Below are 18340 nucleotides of genomic sequence, written 5' to 3' on the forward strand. Positions count from 1 at the left end.
GGAGTAACCGATGGCGCACGACGAACAATGGCTCACCCCTCGACTGCAAACGGCGGCAACGCTGTGTAACCAGACGCCCGCCGCGACGGAATCTCCGCTGTGGCTGGGGGTGGATCTGGGCACCTGCGATGTGGTGTCGATGGTTGTCGACCGCGACGGTCAGCCGGTGGCGGTATGCCTCGACTGGGCCGATGTGGTCCGCGACGGCATCGTCTGGGATTTCTTCGGTGCGGTCACCATTGTTCGTCGCCATCTCGACACCCTTGAGCAGCAATTCGGTCGCCGTTTTAGCCATGCGGCGACCTCTTTTCCTCCAGGTACGGACCCGCGTATTTCCATCAACGTGCTGGAATCTGCCGGACTGGAAGTGAGCCATGTACTGGATGAGCCAACCGCAGTCGCGGATCTGCTGCAACTGGACAACGCCGGTGTAGTGGATATCGGCGGCGGCACCACCGGCATTGCCATCGTGAAAAAGGGCAAGGTGACTTACTCGGCAGATGAAGCCACCGGCGGACATCATATCTCTCTGACTCTCGCCGGAAATCGCCGTATTTCGCTGGAAGAGGCAGAGCAGTACAAACGCGGTCACGGTGACGAGATTTGGCCTGCGGTGAAACCGGTGTACGAAAAAATGGCGGACATTGTCGCCCGGCATATTGAAGGGCAGGGCATTACTGATTTATGGCTGGCGGGCGGCTCCTGTATGCAACCGGGCGTGGCGGAACTGTTTTGCAAACAATTCCCGGCGTTACAGGTGCATCTACCGCAACACAGTTTGTTTATGACCCCGCTGGCGATCGCCAGTAGCGGGCGAGAGAAAGCGGAGGGGATCTATGCAAAATGAATTGCAGGCCGCGCTCTTTCAGGCGTTCGATACCCTGAATCTGCAACGGGTAAAAACATTTAGCGTTCCACCGGTGACGCTTTGCGGTCCGGGCGCGGTGAGCAGTTGCGGGCAGCAAGCGCAAACGCGTGGGCTGAAACATCTGTTCGTGATGGCAGACAGCTTTTTGCATCAGGCGGGGATGACCGCCGGGCTGACGCGTAGCCTGGCCGTTAAAGGTATCGCCATGACGCTCTGGCCATGTCCGGTGGGCGAACCGTGCATCACCGACGTGTGTGCAGCCGTGGCGCAGTTGCGTGAATCAGGCTGTGACGGGGTGATTGCGTTTGGCGGCGGCTCGGTGCTGGATGCAGCAAAAGCCGTGGCGTTGCTGGTGACGAATCCCGATAGCACGCTGGCAGAAATGTCAGAAACCAGCATTCTGCAACCGCGCCTGCCGTTGGTTGCCATTCCAACGACCGCCGGAACCGGCTCTGAAACCACCAACGTAACGGTGATTATCGACGCTGTGAGCGGGCGCAAGCAGGTGTTAGCCCACGCCTCGCTGATGCCGGATGTGGCGATTCTCGACGCTGCGCTGACCGAAGGCGTGCCGTCGCATGTCACGGCGATGACCGGCATTGATGCGTTAACCCATGCTATTGAAGCGTACAGCGCGCTGAACGCTACACCGTTTACCGACAGCCTGGCGATTGGCGCAATCGCGATGATTGGTAAATCACTGCCGAAAGCGGTGGGCTACGGTCATGACCTTGCCGCGCGCGAGAGCATGTTGCTGGCTTCATGCATGGCGGGAATGGCGTTTTCCAGTGCGGGGCTTGGGTTATGCCACGCGATGGCGCATCAGCCGGGGGCGGCGCTGCATATTCCGCACGGTCTGGCGAACGCCATGTTGTTGCCAACGGTGATGGAATTTAACCGGATGGTTTGTCGTGAACGCTTTAGTCAGATTGGTCGGGCGCTGCGAACTAAAAAATCCGACGATCGTGACGCTATTAACGCGGTAAGTGAGCTGATTGCGGAAGTCGGGATTGGTAAACGACTGGGCGATATTGGTGCGACATCTGCGCATTACGGTGCATGGGCGCAGGCCGCGCTGGAAGATATTTGTCTGCGCAGCAACCCGCGTACCGCCAGCCTGGAGCAGATTATTGGTTTGTATGCTGCGGCGCAATAAAAGTGTACGGACAGTCCCCTCGCCCCTTTGGGGAGAGGGTTAGGGTGAGGGGAACAGAGTCGCGCCGGTGCAAACAATTACCCTCACCCCGGCCCCTCGGCTTCCAGAGTGAGGGAAAAACCCACTTTCAGCATTGGCAATAAATAACAACTAACAGGGAGTAAAGGCGATGGGAATTAACGAAATCATCATGTACATCATGATGTTCTTTATGCTGATAGCTGCCGTAGACAGGATCCTGTCGCAGTTCGGCGGTTCTGCTCGTTTCCTCGGTAAGTTCGGTAAAAGTATCGAAGGATCCGGCGGGCAGTTCGAAGAAGGCTTTATGGCAATGGGCGCACTGGGCCTGGCGATGGTTGGTATGACCGCGCTGGCACCTGTTCTGGCCCACGTACTCGGACCGGTGATTATCCCGGTTTACGAAATGCTCGGCGCAAACCCGTCAATGTTCGCCGGAACACTGCTGGCGTGCGATATGGGCGGCTTCTTCCTCGCCAAAGAGCTGGCGGGCGGCGACGTAGCAGCGTGGCTATACTCTGGATTAATTCTCGGGTCGATGATGGGGCCAACGATTGTGTTTTCCATTCCGGTGGCGCTCGGCATTATCGAACCTTCTGACCGTCGTTATCTGGCGCTCGGCGTGCTGGCGGGCATTGTGACCATTCCAATTGGCTGTATCGCCGGTGGCCTGGTGGCTATGTACTCCGGTGTACAGATCAACGGCCAGCCGGTGGAATTCACCTTTGCGCTCATCCTGATGAACATGATCCCGGTACTTATCGTTGCGGTACTGGTTGCGCTGGGGCTGAAATTCATCCCGGAAAAAATGATCAACGGCTTCCAGATCTTCGCCAAATTCCTCGTTGCATTGATCACCCTCGGTCTTGCCGCTGCGGTAGTTAAGTTTCTGCTTGGCTGGGAACTGATCCCCGGTCTGGACCCTATCTTTATGGCCCCTGGCGATAAACCCGGTGAGGTGATGCGCGCCATTGAAGTTATCGGTTCTATCTCCTGCGTTCTGTTAGGGGCGTATCCGATGGTACTGCTGCTGACCCGCTGGTTTGAAAAACCGCTGATGAGCGTCGGTAAAGTGCTGAATATGAACAACATCGCGGCAGCCGGCATGGTGGCAACGCTTGCCAACAACATCCCGATGTTCGGCATGATGAAGCAGATGGATACCCGCGGCAAAGTGATCAACTGTGCCTTCGCCGTTTCCGCTGCTTTCGCCCTGGGTGACCACTTAGGCTTCGCCGCTGCCAACATGAACGCCATGATTTTCCCGATGATTGTCGGCAAGTTGATCGGCGGCGTAACGGCAATTGGCGTGGCGATGATGCTGGTGCCAAAAGAAGATGCGACCGCGGCTAAAACCGAAGCGGAGGCACAATCGTGAACACTCGCCAGCTACTGAGCGTCGGTATCGATATCGGCACCACCACCACCCAGGTGATTTTCTCCCACCTGGAGCTGGTTAACCGTGCGGCGGTGTCGCAGGTGCCGCGCTACGAATTCATCAAACGCGAAATTAGCTGGCAAAGCCCGGTGTTCTTTACCCCTGTCGATAAACAGGGTGGTTTAAAAGAAGCGGAACTGAAAACCTTAATCCTGGAGCAATATCAGGCTGCGGGCATTGCGCCGGAAAGTGTTGATTCTGGTGCCATCATCATCACCGGTGAAAGCGCGAAAACCCGCAACGCTCGCCCGGCGGTGATGACGCTCTCCCAGTCGCTGGGCGATTTTGTCGTCGCCAGCGCCGGGCCGCATCTCGAATCCGTGATCGCCGGTCACGGTGCCGGGGCGCAAACCCTTTCTGAACAACGGCTGTGTCGGGTACTGAATATCGACATCGGCGGTGGCACCGCGAACTACGCCCTGTTCGATGCCGGAAAAATCAGCGGCACTGCCTGCCTCAACGTCGGTGGTCGCCTGCTGGAAACCGACAGCCAGGGGCGCGTGGTTTACGCTCATAAACCGGGGCAGATGATAGTGGATGAGTGCTTCGGTGCAGGCACTGACGCCCGTTCGCTGACCGGCGCGCAGCTGGTGCAGGTTACCCGTCGGATGGCAGAGCTGATTGTCGAAGTGATTGACGGAACGCTCTCGCCGCTCGCGCAGGCATTAATGCAAACCAGTTTGCTGCCCGCAGGTGTTACGCCCGAAATCATTACGCTTTCTGGCGGCGTGGGCGAATGTTATCGCCACCAGCTCGCCGACCCGTTCTGTTTTGCCGATATTGGCCCGCTTCTGGCAACGGCGCTGCATGACCATCCGCGCCTGCGTGAGATGAACGTGCAGTTTCCGGCGCAAACCGTGCGCGCCACGGTGATTGGTGCGGGTGCACATACCCTTTCACTCTCTGGCAGCACGATCTGGCTGGAGGGCGTACAACTGCCGCTGCGCAATTTGCCGGTGGCGATCCCGATTGATGAAACGGATCTGGTGAGTGCCTGGCAACAGGCGCTGATTCAGCTGGATCTTGATCCTAAAACTGACGCGTACGTGCTGGCGCTTCCCGCCTCGCTGCCTGTGCGTTACGCCGCGGTACTGACGGTCATCAACGCGTTGGTCGATTTCGTCGCGCGTTTTCCGAATCCGCATCCCCTGCTGGTGGTGGCCGGGCAGGACTTTGGTAAAGCTCTGGGCATGTTGTTGCGCCCACAGCTACAACAACTCCCGTTGGCAGTCATTGACGAAGTGATTGTCCGCGCGGGGGACTATATCGACATTGGTACGCCTCTTTTTGGCGGATCGGTTGTGCCGGTGACGGTGAAATCACTCGCATTTCCTTCCTGAGGGAACGACTTATGAAACTAAAGACCACATTGTTCGGCAATGTATATCAGTTTAAGGATGTAAAAGAGGTGCTGGCTAAAGCCAACGAACTGCGTTCGGGGGATGTGCTGGCGGGCGTTGCAGCGGCAAGCTCACAGGAGCGCGTGGCGGCAAAGCAGGTGTTGTCGGAAATGACCGTAGCGGACATCCGCAATAATCCGGTGATTGCCTATGAAGATGACTGCGTGACGCGGCTGATTCAGGACGACGTTAACGAAACGGCCTACAACCAGATTAAAAACTGGAGCATCAGCGAACTGCGTGAGTATGTGCTGAGCGATGAAACCAGCGTGGACGACATTGCCTTTACCCGCAAAGGGCTGACCTCGGAAGTGGTCGCGGCGGTAGCGAAGATTTGCTCCAACGCGGACCTGATCTACGGCGCGAAGAAAATGCCGGTAATCAAAAAGGCCAATACCACCATCGGTATTCCGGGCACCTTCAGCGCCCGTTTGCAGCCAAATGACACCCGTGACGACGTGCAAAGTATCGCTGCGCAAATCTACGAAGGGCTTTCCTTCGGGGTGGGCGATGCGGTGATCGGCGTCAACCCGGTGACGGATGACGTGGAAAACTTAAGCCGCGTGTTGGACACCATTTACGGCGTGATCGACAAATTCAACATTCCGACCCAGGGCTGCGTGCTGGCGCACGTCACCACCCAGATTGAAGCGATCCGTCGTGGCGCACCAGGCGGGCTGATTTTCCAGAGTATCTGCGGCAGCGAAAAAGGGCTGAAAGAGTTTGGCGTGGAACTGGCGATGCTCGATGAAGCACGCGCAGTGGGCGCGGAGTTCAACCGTATCGCCGGGGAAAACTGCCTCTACTTCGAAACCGGACAAGGCTCTGCGCTGTCCGCTGGCGCTAACTTCGGCGCAGACCAGGTGACGATGGAAGCGCGTAACTATGGGCTGGCGCGTCATTACGATCCATTTATCGTCAACACCGTGGTCGGCTTTATTGGGCCGGAGTATCTCTACAACGACCGCCAGATTATCCGTGCGGGCTTAGAAGATCACTTTATGGGTAAGCTGAGCGGCATCTCTATGGGCTGTGACTGCTGCTACACCAACCACGCTGACGCTGACCAGAACCTCAACGAAAACCTCATGATCCTGCTCGCCACCGCAGGCTGCAACTACATCATGGGGATGCCGCTGGGCGATGACATCATGCTCAACTATCAGACCACCGCATTCCACGACACTGCCACTGTGCGTCAGTTACTCAACCTGCGCCCGTCACCGGAGTTTGAACGCTGGCTGGAAAGCATGGGCATTATGGCAAACGGTCGCCTGACCAAACGGGCGGGCGATCCGTCACTGTTCTTCTGATGACGCGGAGATAACACATCATGGATCAAAAACAGATTGAAGAAATTGTACGCAGCGTGATGGCGTCAATGGGACAAGCGGCCCCCGCGCCGTCAGAAGCAAAGTGCGCCACCACCACCTGTGCGGCACCGGTGACCTCGGAAAGCTGCGCGCTGGACTTAGGCTCTGCGGAAGCAAAAGCGTGGATTGGTGTTGAAAACCCGCATCGCGCAGACGTATTAACAGAACTGCGTCGCAGCACCGTGGCCCGCGTTTGTACCGGTCGTGCCGGTCCGCGTCCGCGTACCCAGGCGTTGCTGCGTTTCCTGGCCGATCACTCTCGTTCGAAAGATACCGTACTGAAAGAAGTGCCGGAAGAGTGGGTGAAAGCGCAGGGCTTGCTGGAAGTACGCTCCGAAATCAGCGACAAAAATCTCTACCTGACTCGTCCGGATATGGGCCGCCGCCTGTGTGCAGAAGCTGTTGAAGCGCTGAAAGCGCAGTGTGTTGCCAATCCGGACGTGCAGGTCGTTATTTCTGATGGCCTGTCAACTGATGCGATCACCGTGAACTACGAAGAGATCCTGCCACCGCTGATGGCGGGCCTGAAACAGGCCGGGCTGAAAGTCGGTACGCCATTCTTTGTTCGTTATGGTCGCGTGAAGATTGAAGATCAGATCGGTGAGATCCTCGGCGCGAAAGTAGTGATCCTGCTGGTGGGGGAACGCCCGGGATTAGGGCAGTCAGAAAGTCTCTCCTGCTACGCCGTTTACTCGCCGCGTATGGCGACCACCGTTGAGGCCGATCGCACCTGCATCTCTAACATTCACCAGGGCGGCACGCCGCCGGTTGAAGCCGCAGCCGTCATTGTGGATTTGGCGAAACGTATGCTGGAGCAGAAAGCATCCGGCATCAACATGACCCGATAAGGAGGCATCATGCCAGCTTTAGATTTGATTCGACCGTCGGTAACCGCCATGCGGGTGATTGCCTCTGTTAACGCCGAATTTGCGCGTGAACTGAAATTGCCGCCGCATATTCGTAGCCTTGGGCTGATTTCTGCCGACTCCGATGACGTCACCTACATTGCGGCTGACGAAGCGACCAAGCAGGCGATGGTCGAAGTGGTATATGGTCGCTCGCTGTATGCGGGAGCTGCACACGGACCGTCACCGACTGCCGGTGAAGTGCTGATTATGCTCGGTGGGCCAAACCCGGCGGAAGTGCGTGCTGGTCTGGATGCGATGGTTGCGCATATTGAAAATGGCGCGGCTTTCCAGTGGGCTAATGATGCGCAAGATACGGCATTCCTGGCACATGTAGTTTCGCGTACCGGTTCTTATCTCTCATCAACCGCCGGGATCACGCTTGGCGATCCGATGGCGTATCTGGTGGCACCGCCGCTGGAAGCGACCTACAGCATTGATGCAGCGTTGAAATCTGCCGACGTACAGCTGGTGACCTATGTCCCGCCACCGTCTGAAACCAACTACTCGGCAGCATTTTTAACCGGTAGCCAGGCCGCGTGTAAAGCAGCCTGTAACGCCTTTACCGATGCAGTGCTGGAAATCGCGCGTAATCCAATCCAGCGTGCGTAACGGAGGTTGCCGATGATCAATGCACTGGGATTGCTGGAAGTGGACGGCATGGTCGCCGCGATAGATGCAGCTGATGCCATGCTCAAAGCAGCTAACGTTCGTCTGCTCAGTCACGAAGTGCTTGACCCTGGTCGCCTAACGCTGGTGGTGGAAGGCGATCTGGCGGCGTGTCGTGCGGCGCTGGACGCAGGTTGTGCTGCCGCGATGCGTACCGGGCGTGTCATCAGCCGTAAGGAGATCGGTCGGCCAGACGATGACACCCAGTGGCTGGTTACTGGCTTTAACCGCCAGCCGAAGCAACCCGTAAAGGAACCCGACGCGCCAGTTATCGTCGCGGAATCTGCTGACGAGTTGTTGGCGCTGTTAACATCAGTACGTCAGGGAATGACGGCAGGAGAAGTGGCAGCCCACTTTGGCTGGCCGCTCGAAAAAGCCAGAAATGCGCTCGAACAGCTCTTTTCTGCCGGGACGTTACGTAAACGCAGTAGTCGTTATCGTCTCAAGCCCCATTAACCTGTCGGAGGTGCCGGGTGTCCTACAACACCCGGCATTAACATCATGAAAAAGACCCGTACAGCCAATTTGCACCATCTTTATCATGAACCCTTACCCGAAAACCTGAAGCTCACGCCGAAGGTCGAAGTGGATAATGTTCATCAACGACAGACAACGGATGTCTATGAACATGCTTTGACGATTACCGCCTGGCAGCAGATTTACGATCAGTTGCATCCGGGCAAGTTTCATGGTGAATTTACGGAAATTCTACTCGATGATATTCAGGTTTTTCGTGAATACACCGGTCTGGCGCTGCGTCAGTCGTGCCTGGTCTGGCCGAACTCGTTCTGGTTTGGCATTCCGGCGACGCGCGGTGAGCAGGGATTTATCGGTTCGCAATGTCTGGGAAGCGCAGAAATTGCGACGCGCCCTGGAGGAACCGAGTTTGAATTAAGTACGCCGGACGATTACACGATCCTGGGCGTAGTGCTTTCTGAAGATGTCATCACCCGTCAGGCTAACTTTTTGCATAATCCGGATCGGGTATTACATATGCTGCGTAGCCAGTCGGCGCTGGAAGTGAAAGAGCAGCATAAAGCCGCGCTGTGGGGCTTTGTCCAACAGGCGCTGGCGACGTTTTGCGAGAACCCGGAAAATCTCCATCAGCCTGCAGTGCGAAAAGTGCTGGGGGATAATTTGCTAATGGCGATGGGGGCGATGCTGGAAGAAGCGCAGCCGATGATGACGGCGGAAAGCATCAGTCATCAGAGTTACCGTCGATTGCTTTCCCGCGCCCGTGAATATGTGCTGGAAAACATGTCCGAACCGGTGACGGTGCTGGACTTGTGTAATCAACTGCATGTCAGCCGCCGCACGCTACAAAACGCGTTTCACGCCATTTTGGGCATTGGTCCGAACGCGTGGCTGAAACGTATTCGCCTGAACGCCGTGCGCCGCGAACTCATAAGTCCGTGGTCACAAAGCACAACGGTAAAAGACGCCGCCATGCAGTGGGGATTCTGGCATCTTGGGCAATTTGCCACGGATTATCAGCAACTGTTTGCCGAGAAGCCGTCACTGACGCTGCATCAGCGGATGCGAGAGTGGGGGTGAGGGAGTTACACCCAATCCCTGACCTTAATAAACTCACTTAAAGCCGCTTCCGGGCTGCCATCTTTTGGCTGATAATCATACTCCCAGCGTACCAGTGGCGGCATTGACATCAGGATCGACTCGGTGCGCCCGCCAGTTTGCAGGCCAAACAGCGTGCCGCGATCCCAAACCAGATTGAACTCGACATAACGACCGCGACGGTAGAGCTGAAAATTGCGCTCGCGCTCGCCGTAGGCCATCGCTTTTCGTCGCTCTACAATTGGTAAATAAGCGTCGGTGTAGCCTTTGCCTACCGCCTGCATAAAGGCAAAACAGTGGTCGAAATCTGGCGTGTTCAGATCATCAAAGAACAGCCCGCCAATGCCGCGCTGTTCGTTACGATGTTTGAGGTAGAAGTATTCGTCGCACCATTTTTTGTAACGCGGATAAACGTCTTCGCCAAATGGCAGGCACAGGTCACGGGCGGTGCGGTGCCAGTGAATGGCGTCTTCTTCAAAACCATAGAAAGGGGTTAAATCGAAGCCGCCGCCAAACCACCAGACGGGCTCTGCACCCGGCTTTTCGGCAATAAAAAAGCGCACATTCGCGTGGCTGGTGGGGACATACGGATTATGCGGATGCACTACCAGTGAAACGCCCATCGCCTCGAAACTGCGCCCGGCAAGTTCCGGACGATGAGCGGTGGCAGAAGCAGGCATCGCCTCACCGTGGACATGTGAAAAGTTGACGCCCGCCTGTTCGAAAACACCACCATTACGCAACACCCGGCTACGTCCGCCGCCGCCAGCTTCGCGCTGCCAGCTATCTTCGACAAACTCTGCGCCATCGACGGCGCTCAGCTGCTGACAAATTGTATCCTGAAGGTTGAGCAGAAACTGTTTAACCTGGTGTGCGTCGGGTTTCATCACTTACCGCTTTCTCGAGTGTGCTTTCTGGTTGTCAAACCAGTGAAAATAACTGATCACGCCTTCGGCAATCGCTGTGGCGATTTTCTGGCGAAATGCCGCCGTGCCTAACAGCCGCTCTTCTTCCGGGTTGGTGATAAACGAGGTTTCCACCAGCACCGAAGGAACCGACGGCGATTTCAACACCACAAACGCGGCTTGTTCGGTGTTGCGGCTGTGCAGTTTATGCACCGGCTTAATCTTCTTCAGAATATGCGAGCCGAGTGTCAGGCTGTTTTTAATAGTATCGGTTTGCACCAGATCAAACAGCACTTGCTGCAATAGGTGATCCTTGTCAGTCGCCTTTTTACCAGCAACTTCATCGGCGCGGTTTTCGCGTTCAGACAGGTATTTCGCCATTGCGCTACTTGCACCGCGGTTAGAGAGGGCAAATACCGAAGCACCGGCAGCTTTCGGGTTGGTAAAGCCGTCGGCATGAATTGACATAAACAGATCTGCGCCATGTTTATGGGCGATTTCAACGCGATCGTAAAGTGGGATAAACGTATCGCCAGAACGCGTTAAACGCGCATCAATCCCATGATTACGCAAAATGGAACGGACGTTTTTAGCAATCGCCAGCACCACATGTTTTTCTTTCGAACCGTTGCGTCCGATCGCTCCGGTATCAATCCCGCCGTGGCCTGGATCGAGAACAACGACACGTCTGCCGCCGCTTTTTTTTGCTTTCGGCTTGCTGTGTCCGTTGCTGGTTTTTAAAGGTTCGTCTTTGGCGATGGCTTGCGACATTCCTGACAACGTCAGGGCAGCCAAACCGGCTTTCAGCACCTGGCGGCGCGAAGTGAGTGTTTTTAGTGGTTTAAAAGTGCTCATACGGCCTGAGTTGTAATAATAAAGTTCCAGATGTTATATCGTATCGCGTAATCCGTTACGACGGTTTGCTGTTGAGAATTGTTTTACTTTTCATTTCAATAGTTGACAACTCCCCATTATGCCACTTTTTCAACCGATTTTCGTCAGATATTGGCTAATTCGACCGTTCACGCCATAATCAGCCTTTTAACCCGCAAAAAGGTAACGAATACCATGGAGATACGCGTATTTCGCCAGGAAGATTTCGAAGAGGTCATCACCCTTTGGGAGCGTTGCGACTTGCTGCGTCCGTGGAACGATCCGGAAATGGACATCGAGCGTAAGATGAACCATGACGTCAGTTTGTTTCTGGTCGCTGAGGTGAACGGTGAAGTGGTCGGAACGGTGATGGGCGGTTATGACGGGCATCGCGGGTCTGCTTATTATCTTGGCGTGCATCCAGAGTTTCGTGGGCGTGGGATTGCCAATGCGTTGCTTAACCGGCTGGAGAAAAAGCTGATTGCTCGCGGCTGCCCGAAAATTCAGATCAATGTGCCGGAAGATAACGACATGGTGCTCGGAATGTATGAACGCCTGGGATATGAACACGCCGACGTGCTGAGTCTGGGTAAGCGTTTGATTGAAGATGAAGAGTACTGAGTTTCATCCTGTCCATTATGATGCGCACGGTCGCCTGCGTTTACCCTTGCTCTTCTGGCTTGTGCTATTGCTTCAGGCGCGAACCTGGGTGCTGTTTGTCATTGCCGGTGCGTCGCGCGAGCAGGGTACTGCGCTGCTAAATCTGTTTTATCCCGATCACGATAATTTCTGGCTGGGGTTGATTCCCGGCATTCCGGCGGTGCTGGCGTTTTTGCTGAGTGGTCGGCGGGCTTCATTTCCCCGTATCTGGCATGTGCTCTATTTTCTGTTGCTGTTGGCGCAAGTGGTTTTACTTTGCTGGCAACCGTGGCTGTGGCTGAACGGTGAATCCGTTAGCGGTATCGGTCTGTCGCTGGTAGTGGCGGATATTGTGGCGTTAATCTGGCTGCTGACCAATCGACGTTTACGCGCTTGTTTTAATGAAGAAAAAGAATAACGGCACTTTTTGGTGAATTTGCACTCCAAGCAACGTTATTGAATAACCAAAGGAAGTGACATGAAATCGCTGCGTTTAATGTTATGCGCTATGCCGTTGATGCTGACCGGCTGTTCCACGATGTCGTCAGTTAACTGGTCTGCCGCTAACCCGTGGAACTGGTTTGGGTCGTCCACCAAAGTGAGCGAGCAGGGCGTTGGTGAATTAACGGCGTCCACACCACTGCAAGAACAAGCCATTGCCGATGCGCTTGATGGCGATTATCGCCTGCGCAGCGGAATGAAAACCGCGAACGGCAACGTGGTGCGCTTTTTTGAAGTGATGAAAGGCGACAACGTGGCGATGGTGATTAACGGCGATCAGGGTACGATCAGCCGCATTGATGTGCTGGATAGCGATATTCCTGCTGACACCGGTGTTAAAATCGGTACACCGTTTAGCGACCTTTACAGCAAAGCATTTGGCAATTGCCAAAAAGCTGATGGTGATGATAATCGTGCCGTCGAATGTAAAGCCGAAGGCAGTCAACATATTAGCTACCAGTTCAGCGGGGAATGGAGTGGTCCTGAAGGGTTAATGCCTTCGGACGATACCCTGAAAAACTGGAAAGTCAGTAAAATTATCTGGCGGCGTTAATTTGCGTCTGAACAAACCGCCGCCGCGAAAAAACACGTAAAATAGCGCCCAACAATGCCACGGATTGCGTGGCATTCTTATTTTCAGGAGGAACAATGTCTCAGGTTCAGAGTGGCATTTTGCCAGAACATTGCCGCGCGGCGATTTGGATCGAAGCCAACGTGAAAGGGGAAGTTGACGCCCTGCGTGCGGCCAGTAAAACATTTGCCGATAAACTGGCAACTTTTGAAGCGAAATTCCCGGATGCGCATCTTGGTGCGGTGGTTGCCTTTGGTAACAACACCTGGCGCGCTCTGAGCGGCGGCGTTGGGGCCGAAGAGCTGAAAGATTTTCCGGGCTACGGTAAAGGCCTTGCGCCGACGACCCAGTTCGATGTGTTGATCCACATTCTTTCTCTGCGTCACGACGTAAACTTCTCTGTCGCTCAGGCGGCGATGGAAGCCTTTGGTGACTGCATTGAAGTGAAAGAAGAGATCCACGGCTTCCGTTGGGTTGAAGAGCGTGACCTGAGCGGCTTCGTTGACGGTACTGAAAACCCGGCGGGTGAAGAGACGCGCCGCGAAGTGGCGGTTATCAAAGACGGCGTGGATGCAGGCGGCAGCTATGTGTTTGTGCAGCGTTGGGAGCACAACCTCAAGCAGCTCAACCGGATGAGCGTTCACGATCAGGAGATGATGATCGGGCGCACCAAAGAGGCCAACGAAGAGATTGACGGCGACGAACGTCCGGAAACCTCTCACCTGACCCGCGTTGATCTGAAAGAAGATGGCAAAGGGCTGAAGATTGTTCGACAGAGCCTGCCGTACGGCACCGCCAGCGGTACGCACGGTCTGTACTTCTGTGCCTACTGCGCGCGTCTGCATAACATTGAGCAGCAACTGCTGAGCATGTTTGGCGATACCGATGGCAAACGTGATGCGATGTTGCGTTTTACCAAACCGGTCACTGGCGGCTATTACTTCGCACCGTCGCTGGACAAGCTGATGGCGCTGTAAGCGTTTCTGATTCATTGATTAAAGGCCAGCCAGTAACACAACTGACTGGCCTTTTTATTACTGCTTTAACGCCGCATACACTTGATCAACTACTTTCTGTCAGAACAGGGTATTTTGCGGCACTGACGCTACAGCTGACAGCCAGCAGAGAAAGATAGAGCATTGTCCGTTTCATGATATCAGTCCAGATTGACGTTACGGCAGCCAAAGAGCGTGGTGAAAATAAACCCGCAAACCCATGCCACCAGAATCCCGCCAGCATAAACCGCCATTGCCGGAAGGATGCCTTGTGCGGAAGTCATCAGCGGCAGCGCCACCAGACCAGACGGCCCAAAGGCGCTGTTTAAGCCCATCGGCAGACCCCACCAGGCTATCAATCCGATAAACAAACCGCCCGCCGCGCCGCCTAAACAGGCGGTAATAAACGGTTTCATGCGGGGCAGGGTGACGCCATAAATCAACGGTTCGCCAACGCCCAGCAGGCCGGGAATAATCGCCCCGCGTACCTGACTGCGTAATGCACTGTGCGGTTGCGCCCGCCAGTAGAGTGCCAGCGCCGCGCCCACCTGGCCCGCGCCTGCCATCGAAAGGATGGGAAATAAGCTGTTGAATCCCTGACTGTCCATTAACGCGAGGTAAACAGGAATAAAGCCCTGATGCACGCCAAACACCACGGCGATCAGGAACAGCCCGGCTAAAACCGCACAACCGAGCGGATTACTGTTCAGGTGCATAAACAGCCACGACATGCCTTCAAACAGCCAGCCGCCCAGCGGCATAATGATCAGGTAGGCCAGCGTAGCGGTGATCAGCAGGGTGATTAACGAGGTCAACAGCATGTCGAGGTCGTCCGGCATAAAGCGGCGCACCATGCCTTCGATGCGGGCGCAGGCCCACGCGGCAATCAACACGCCGATAATATTGCCGCGTGGATCGATAGGCAGACCAAAGAAATCGTGAAATCCGGCGTAGTAACCCGTGGTTGCAGCTGGGTTATAACCGAGCAAAAAGAGCGCGGCGATAATTGCGCCATTGACACCCGTGCCGCCAAATGCCTGGGCGGCGTTATAGCCCACCAGAATCACCAGGAAGGTGAACAGGCCTTTGCTGAACACCTTCATAAAATTCAGCGCATCGGGTAGCGTGCCCTGAGCATCTGCCGGAACGTGCATCACCGTGGCAATTAACGTCGCTATTCCCAGCAACAGACCAGCGGCAATAAAACCGGGGATCAGCGGCGTGAAGATGGTGGCGAATTTGGCGAGAAATTGTTGCACGCCGGAGGTTTGTTTGGCTTTTAACTGACGTTTATTTTGAGCGGCGATTTCTGCGGCATCCTGTACCGGTGCTTCGCCCAGCAACTCGCTCATCGCTTTTGCGGCGCGATGCGCTTTACCTGGCCCAAAAACGACCTGGACCTGGTCGCTGGTCAAAATGACGCCCTTCACGCCTTCCAGCGTTTTGATATCGGGATCAACCAGTGAACTGTCATGTACACCCAGACGCAGGCGCGTCATACAGTTACCACAACTGGCGATATTTCCCGGTCCACCGACCCGGGTAAGAATGGTGTTCAGAAGTTCACTGCTGATCTCTTTGGCCATGGGTTATTCCTTGTCTAAAACCTGACGAATAAAGCCGCCGTGTTGATCCAGGCGTTTTTTAGCTTCTGCGGCATCGAGATTTTTCAGCACCATCACAATGGCCGTTTTACAGTTGCGCTCGCAGGCAACCAATGCCGCTTCCGCTTGCTCTGCGCTACATCCGGTAGCGTTTTTGACGATATTGACCTGGCGCACATGCAGTTTTTCGTTGGTGGCGACCACATCGACCATCAGGTTGCCGAACACTTTGCCGGATTTAATCATCAGCCCGGTGGAGAGCATATTGAGCACCAGTTTCTGCGCTGTACCTGCTTTCATCCGCGAAGAACCGGTAACCACTTCGGCACCTACAATCGGTGTAATGGCAAACTCTGCGGTGGTTGAAACGGCGCTCCCCGGATTACAGGAAATTCCCACTGTGCGGCAACCGAGCTGGCGGGCGTATTCCAGTCCGGCAATCACATACGGCGTACGACCGCTGGCGGCAATACCGACCACCACATCCTGTGCCGTTAAATTAATATTTTTCAGATCGTTAACGCCGCCTTCCCGGCTATCTTCCGCGCCTTCCACCGCGTGCTGAATGGCATATTCGCCGCCAGCAATCAAACCAACTACCAGGCCCGGTTTCACGCCGTAGGTCGGCGGACATTCACTGGCATCAAGAATACCCAGACGACCAGAGGTCCCCGCACCGATGTAAATCAGACGGCCGCCGCCGCTCACCTGGGCGTGAATAACATCGATCGCCGCTGCAATATCCGGCAGTACGCGCTCAACGGCGAGTGGTACGGTTTTATCTTCATCGTTGATAATCCGGCACATTTCCAGCGTCGAAACGCGGTCAATTTCAGCCGAGGCGGCATTCGAGCCTTCGGTAATCATCTTTTCAAGTTGCATCAGTGGTGACCTTAGTATTCACAATCAAATAATTGCATATTGATGGAATCATATATCTCAATTTGCTAGTTTTAAAGGAATCATTGAGTCTGAAATCACAGAGTGTGAAGAGCGTCAAAGGGCAAAATCCGTGTGCTATGCTGCGCGCAGGATGTGGTGAGGGAGTGGAAGATGTTGTACCTGACGAAAATACGCAATGCGGAAAGTGAATTTACCGAGAACGAGCAAAAAATTGCTGACTTTCTGCGGGCCAACGTGAGTGAGCTGAAATCCGTCTCTTCGCGCAAGATGGCGAAACAGCTCGGCATCAGCCAGTCGAGTATTGTGAAGTTTGCCCAGAAGCTCGGTGCGCAAGGATTTACTGAATTGCGTATGGCGTTAATTGGCGAATACAGTGCTAGCCGGGAGAAAACGAATGCCACGGCGCTGCACCTGCACAGTTCGATTACCAGTGATGATTCGCTGGAAGTGATTGCCCGCAAATTGAATCGCGAAAAAGAGCTGGCGCTGGAGCAAACCTGCGCGTTGCTCGATTACGCGCGGCTGCAAAAAATCATTGAGGTCATCAGTAAAGCGCCATTTATTCAGATAACGGGCCTGGGCGGATCGGCGCTGGTGGGGCGCGATCTATCGTTCAAACTGATGAAAATTGGCTATCGCGTGGCCTGCGAAGCCGACACGCACGTACAAGCCACCGTTTCCCAGGCGCTGAAAAAAGGCGATGTACAAATCGCTATCTCTTACAGCGGCAGTAAAAAAGAGATTGTCTTGTGCGCCGAGGCAGCGCGAAAGCAGGGGGCAACGGTGATTGCCATTACCTCATTAACCGATTCCCCGCTGCGGCGGCTGGCGCATTTCACCCTCGATACCGTTTCTGGCGAAACCGAATGGCGCAGCTCGTCGATGTCCACCCGCACGGCGCAAAATTCTGTTACCGATTTACTGTTTGTTGGCCTTGTGCAACTTAATGATGTGGAGTCATTGAAAATGATTGAGCGCAGCAGTGAGCTAACGCAACGCCTGAAATGATGCATAAAGCAGCGACTGGATTGAGATTTTCCTGAATTAGTGAGCTGATCCGCAGCAATATTTTGTTTATCCTGTATTTTCAGAGGGAATGGAGTGTAACGCTCTGTATTAACAAGGAGAGCATTAAAATGGGTAAACTCACGGGCAAGACAGCACTGATTACGGGCGCATTGCAGGGAATTGGCGAAGGAATTGCCAGAACTTTTGCGCGTCATGGCGCAAACCTAATCTTGCTGGATATCTCCCCTGAGATCGAAAAGCTGGCGGACGAACTGTGTGGTCGTGGTCATCGCTGTACGGCGGTTGTCGCCGATGTGCGTGACCCGGCGTCGGTCGCCGCAGCTATCAAGCGCGCGAAGGAAAAAGAAGGGCGCATTGATATCCTGGTGAATAACGCAGGCGTTTGTCGTCTGGGCAGTTTCCTCGATATGAGCGATGAAGATCGCGATTTCCATATTGATATCAATATTAAAGGCGTATGGAACGTCACGAAGGCGGTGCTGCCGGAGATGATTGCCCGCAAAGATGGTCGCATTGTGATGATGTCTTCAGTCACTGGCGATATGGTGGCCGATCCGGGTGAAACGGCGTATGCCTTAACGAAAGCGGCGATTGTTGGCCTGACTAAATCGCTGGCGGTGGAGTACGCGCAGTCTGGTATTCGCGTTAACGCCATCTGCCCGGGATACGTACGCACGCCAATGGCGGAAAGCATTGCCCGCCAGTCGAACCCGGAAGATCCAGAATCGGTGCTGACTGAAATGGCAAAAGCAATCCCGATGCGTCGCCTCGCCGATCCGCTGGAAGTCGGCGAACTGGCAGCCTTCCTCGCATCGGATGAATCAAGTTATTTAACCGGTACACAGAATGTGATTGATGGCGGCAGCACACTGCCGGAGACGGTTAGCGTCGGCATCTGATTCACCTCTGTTTCCTCCCTGC

Annotated in this window: 19 protein-coding genes and 1 pseudogene; 15 read left to right on the forward strand and 5 right to left on the reverse strand. The window is 54.9% G+C overall.

What is annotated here, in order from left to right; translation table 11 throughout:
• The first annotated feature begins 10 nt into the window (after positions 1-10).
• The 9 genes from eutJ (at position 11) to eutR (ending at position 9381) form a co-directional block, all read left to right on the forward strand.
• Complete coding sequence (gene eutJ / locus ACJHXB_RS18330; RefSeq protein WP_000929723.1) at positions 11-847, forward strand: ethanolamine utilization protein EutJ; 837 nt, start codon at positions 11-13, stop codon at positions 845-847.
• Positions 837-2024: an ethanolamine utilization ethanol dehydrogenase EutG gene (gene eutG, locus ACJHXB_RS18335; protein ID WP_001178765.1), complete on the forward strand. Its 1188-nt coding sequence runs from the start codon at positions 837-839 to the stop codon at positions 2022-2024. Before eutJ ends, eutG begins: the two co-directional genes overlap by 11 nt.
• Positions 2025-2193: 169 nt before the next feature.
• The gene (gene eutH, locus ACJHXB_RS18340; protein WP_000512386.1) at positions 2194-3420 is read left to right on the forward strand and encodes an ethanolamine utilization protein EutH; all 1227 of its coding nucleotides are present in this window, start codon (positions 2194-2196) and stop codon (positions 3418-3420) included.
• Complete coding sequence (eutA, locus tag ACJHXB_RS18345) at positions 3417-4820, forward strand: ethanolamine ammonia-lyase reactivating factor EutA (protein WP_001097500.1); 1404 nt, start codon at positions 3417-3419, stop codon at positions 4818-4820. Before eutH ends, eutA begins: the two co-directional genes overlap by 4 nt.
• 11 nt (positions 4821-4831) lie before the next feature.
• Positions 4832-6193, forward strand: a complete 1362-nt coding sequence (eutB, locus tag ACJHXB_RS18350; protein ID WP_000769961.1) for an ethanolamine ammonia-lyase subunit alpha — start codon at positions 4832-4834, stop codon at positions 6191-6193.
• A gap of 20 nt (positions 6194-6213) precedes the next feature.
• Positions 6214-7101 carry an ethanolamine ammonia-lyase subunit beta gene (gene eutC, locus ACJHXB_RS18355; RefSeq protein ID WP_000372321.1) on the forward strand — a complete coding sequence of 296 codons (888 nt, stop codon included), beginning with the start codon at positions 6214-6216 and terminating at the stop codon, positions 7099-7101.
• A 9-nt stretch (positions 7102-7110) separates the two neighbouring features.
• The gene (gene eutL, locus ACJHXB_RS18360) at positions 7111-7770 is read left to right on the forward strand and encodes an ethanolamine utilization microcompartment protein EutL (protein WP_001111044.1); all 660 of its coding nucleotides are present in this window, start codon (positions 7111-7113) and stop codon (positions 7768-7770) included.
• 12 nt (positions 7771-7782) lie between these two features.
• Entirely contained in the window at positions 7783-8283 is a 501-nt protein-coding gene (gene eutK / locus ACJHXB_RS18365; protein WP_001295463.1) for an ethanolamine utilization microcompartment protein EutK, read from the forward strand.
• Between the two features lie 45 nt (positions 8284-8328).
• Positions 8329-9381, forward strand: coding sequence for an HTH-type transcriptional regulator EutR (gene eutR / locus ACJHXB_RS18370; RefSeq protein WP_000753705.1), 1053 nt, complete (start codon positions 8329-8331; stop codon positions 9379-9381).
• Between the two features lie 5 nt (positions 9382-9386).
• On the opposite strand, the gene hemF is transcribed toward eutR, so the two are convergent.
• Together hemF and amiA are read right to left on the reverse strand one after the other, a co-directional pair.
• Complete coding sequence (gene hemF / locus ACJHXB_RS18375; RefSeq protein WP_001298446.1) at positions 9387-10286, reverse strand: oxygen-dependent coproporphyrinogen oxidase; 900 nt, start codon at positions 10284-10286, stop codon at positions 9387-9389.
• Between the two features lie 3 nt (positions 10287-10289).
• Positions 10290-11159: an N-acetylmuramoyl-L-alanine amidase AmiA gene (amiA, locus tag ACJHXB_RS18380; RefSeq protein ID WP_000102899.1), complete on the reverse strand. Its 870-nt coding sequence runs from the start codon at positions 11157-11159 to the stop codon at positions 10290-10292.
• 213 nt (positions 11160-11372) lie between these two features.
• Here amiA and ACJHXB_RS18385 point away from each other — a divergent pair, with 213 nt between their 5' ends.
• From ACJHXB_RS18385 to yfeX, 4 genes are all read left to right on the forward strand, one after another.
• Positions 11373-11798: a GNAT family acetyltransferase gene (locus ACJHXB_RS18385; RefSeq protein ID WP_000406000.1), complete on the forward strand. Its 426-nt coding sequence runs from the start codon at positions 11373-11375 to the stop codon at positions 11796-11798.
• Positions 11785-12234, forward strand: coding sequence for a DUF2919 domain-containing protein (locus ACJHXB_RS18390; protein ID WP_001308832.1), 450 nt, complete (start codon positions 11785-11787; stop codon positions 12232-12234). Before ACJHXB_RS18385 ends, ACJHXB_RS18390 begins: the two co-directional genes overlap by 14 nt.
• A gap of 60 nt (positions 12235-12294) precedes the next feature.
• Entirely contained in the window at positions 12295-12870 is a 576-nt protein-coding gene (locus ACJHXB_RS18395; RefSeq protein WP_000838945.1) for an RpoE-regulated lipoprotein, read from the forward strand.
• Positions 12871-12965: 95 nt separating this feature from the next.
• On the forward strand, positions 12966-13865 hold the full coding sequence (yfeX, locus tag ACJHXB_RS18400; protein WP_000084590.1) for a porphyrinogen peroxidase: 900 nt from the start codon (positions 12966-12968) through the stop codon (positions 13863-13865).
• An 88-nt stretch (positions 13866-13953) separates the two neighbouring features.
• On the opposite strand, the pseudogene ACJHXB_RS18405 reads toward yfeX, so the two are convergent.
• The 3 genes and pseudogenes from ACJHXB_RS18405 to murQ all read right to left on the reverse strand — a co-directional run.
• Positions 13954-14040, reverse strand: a pseudogene (locus tag ACJHXB_RS18405) (hypothetical protein); the annotation flags it as partial.
• 4 nt (positions 14041-14044) lie between these two features.
• A complete protein-coding gene (gene murP / locus ACJHXB_RS18410; RefSeq protein ID WP_001040450.1) occupies positions 14045-15469 on the reverse strand; it encodes a PTS N-acetylmuramic acid transporter subunit IIBC in 1425 nt (474 codons plus the stop codon).
• Between the two features lie 3 nt (positions 15470-15472).
• Entirely contained in the window at positions 15473-16369 is an 897-nt protein-coding gene (gene murQ / locus ACJHXB_RS18415) for an N-acetylmuramic acid 6-phosphate etherase (RefSeq protein WP_001175603.1), read from the reverse strand.
• 171 nt (positions 16370-16540) lie between these two features.
• Here murQ and murR point away from each other — a divergent pair, with 171 nt between their 5' ends.
• Both murR and ucpA read left to right on the forward strand, forming a co-directional pair.
• Positions 16541-17398 carry an HTH-type transcriptional regulator MurR gene (murR, locus tag ACJHXB_RS18420; protein WP_000966442.1) on the forward strand — a complete coding sequence of 286 codons (858 nt, stop codon included), beginning with the start codon at positions 16541-16543 and terminating at the stop codon, positions 17396-17398.
• Between the two features lie 128 nt (positions 17399-17526).
• Entirely contained in the window at positions 17527-18318 is a 792-nt protein-coding gene (gene ucpA, locus ACJHXB_RS18425) for an SDR family oxidoreductase UcpA (protein WP_000517443.1), read from the forward strand.
• Positions 18319-18340 lie beyond the last annotated feature (22 nt).

Source organism: Escherichia sp. WS3227_2 (assembly GCF_046486495.1).
Lineage (GTDB): Bacteria > Pseudomonadota > Gammaproteobacteria > Enterobacterales > Enterobacteriaceae > Escherichia > Escherichia coli.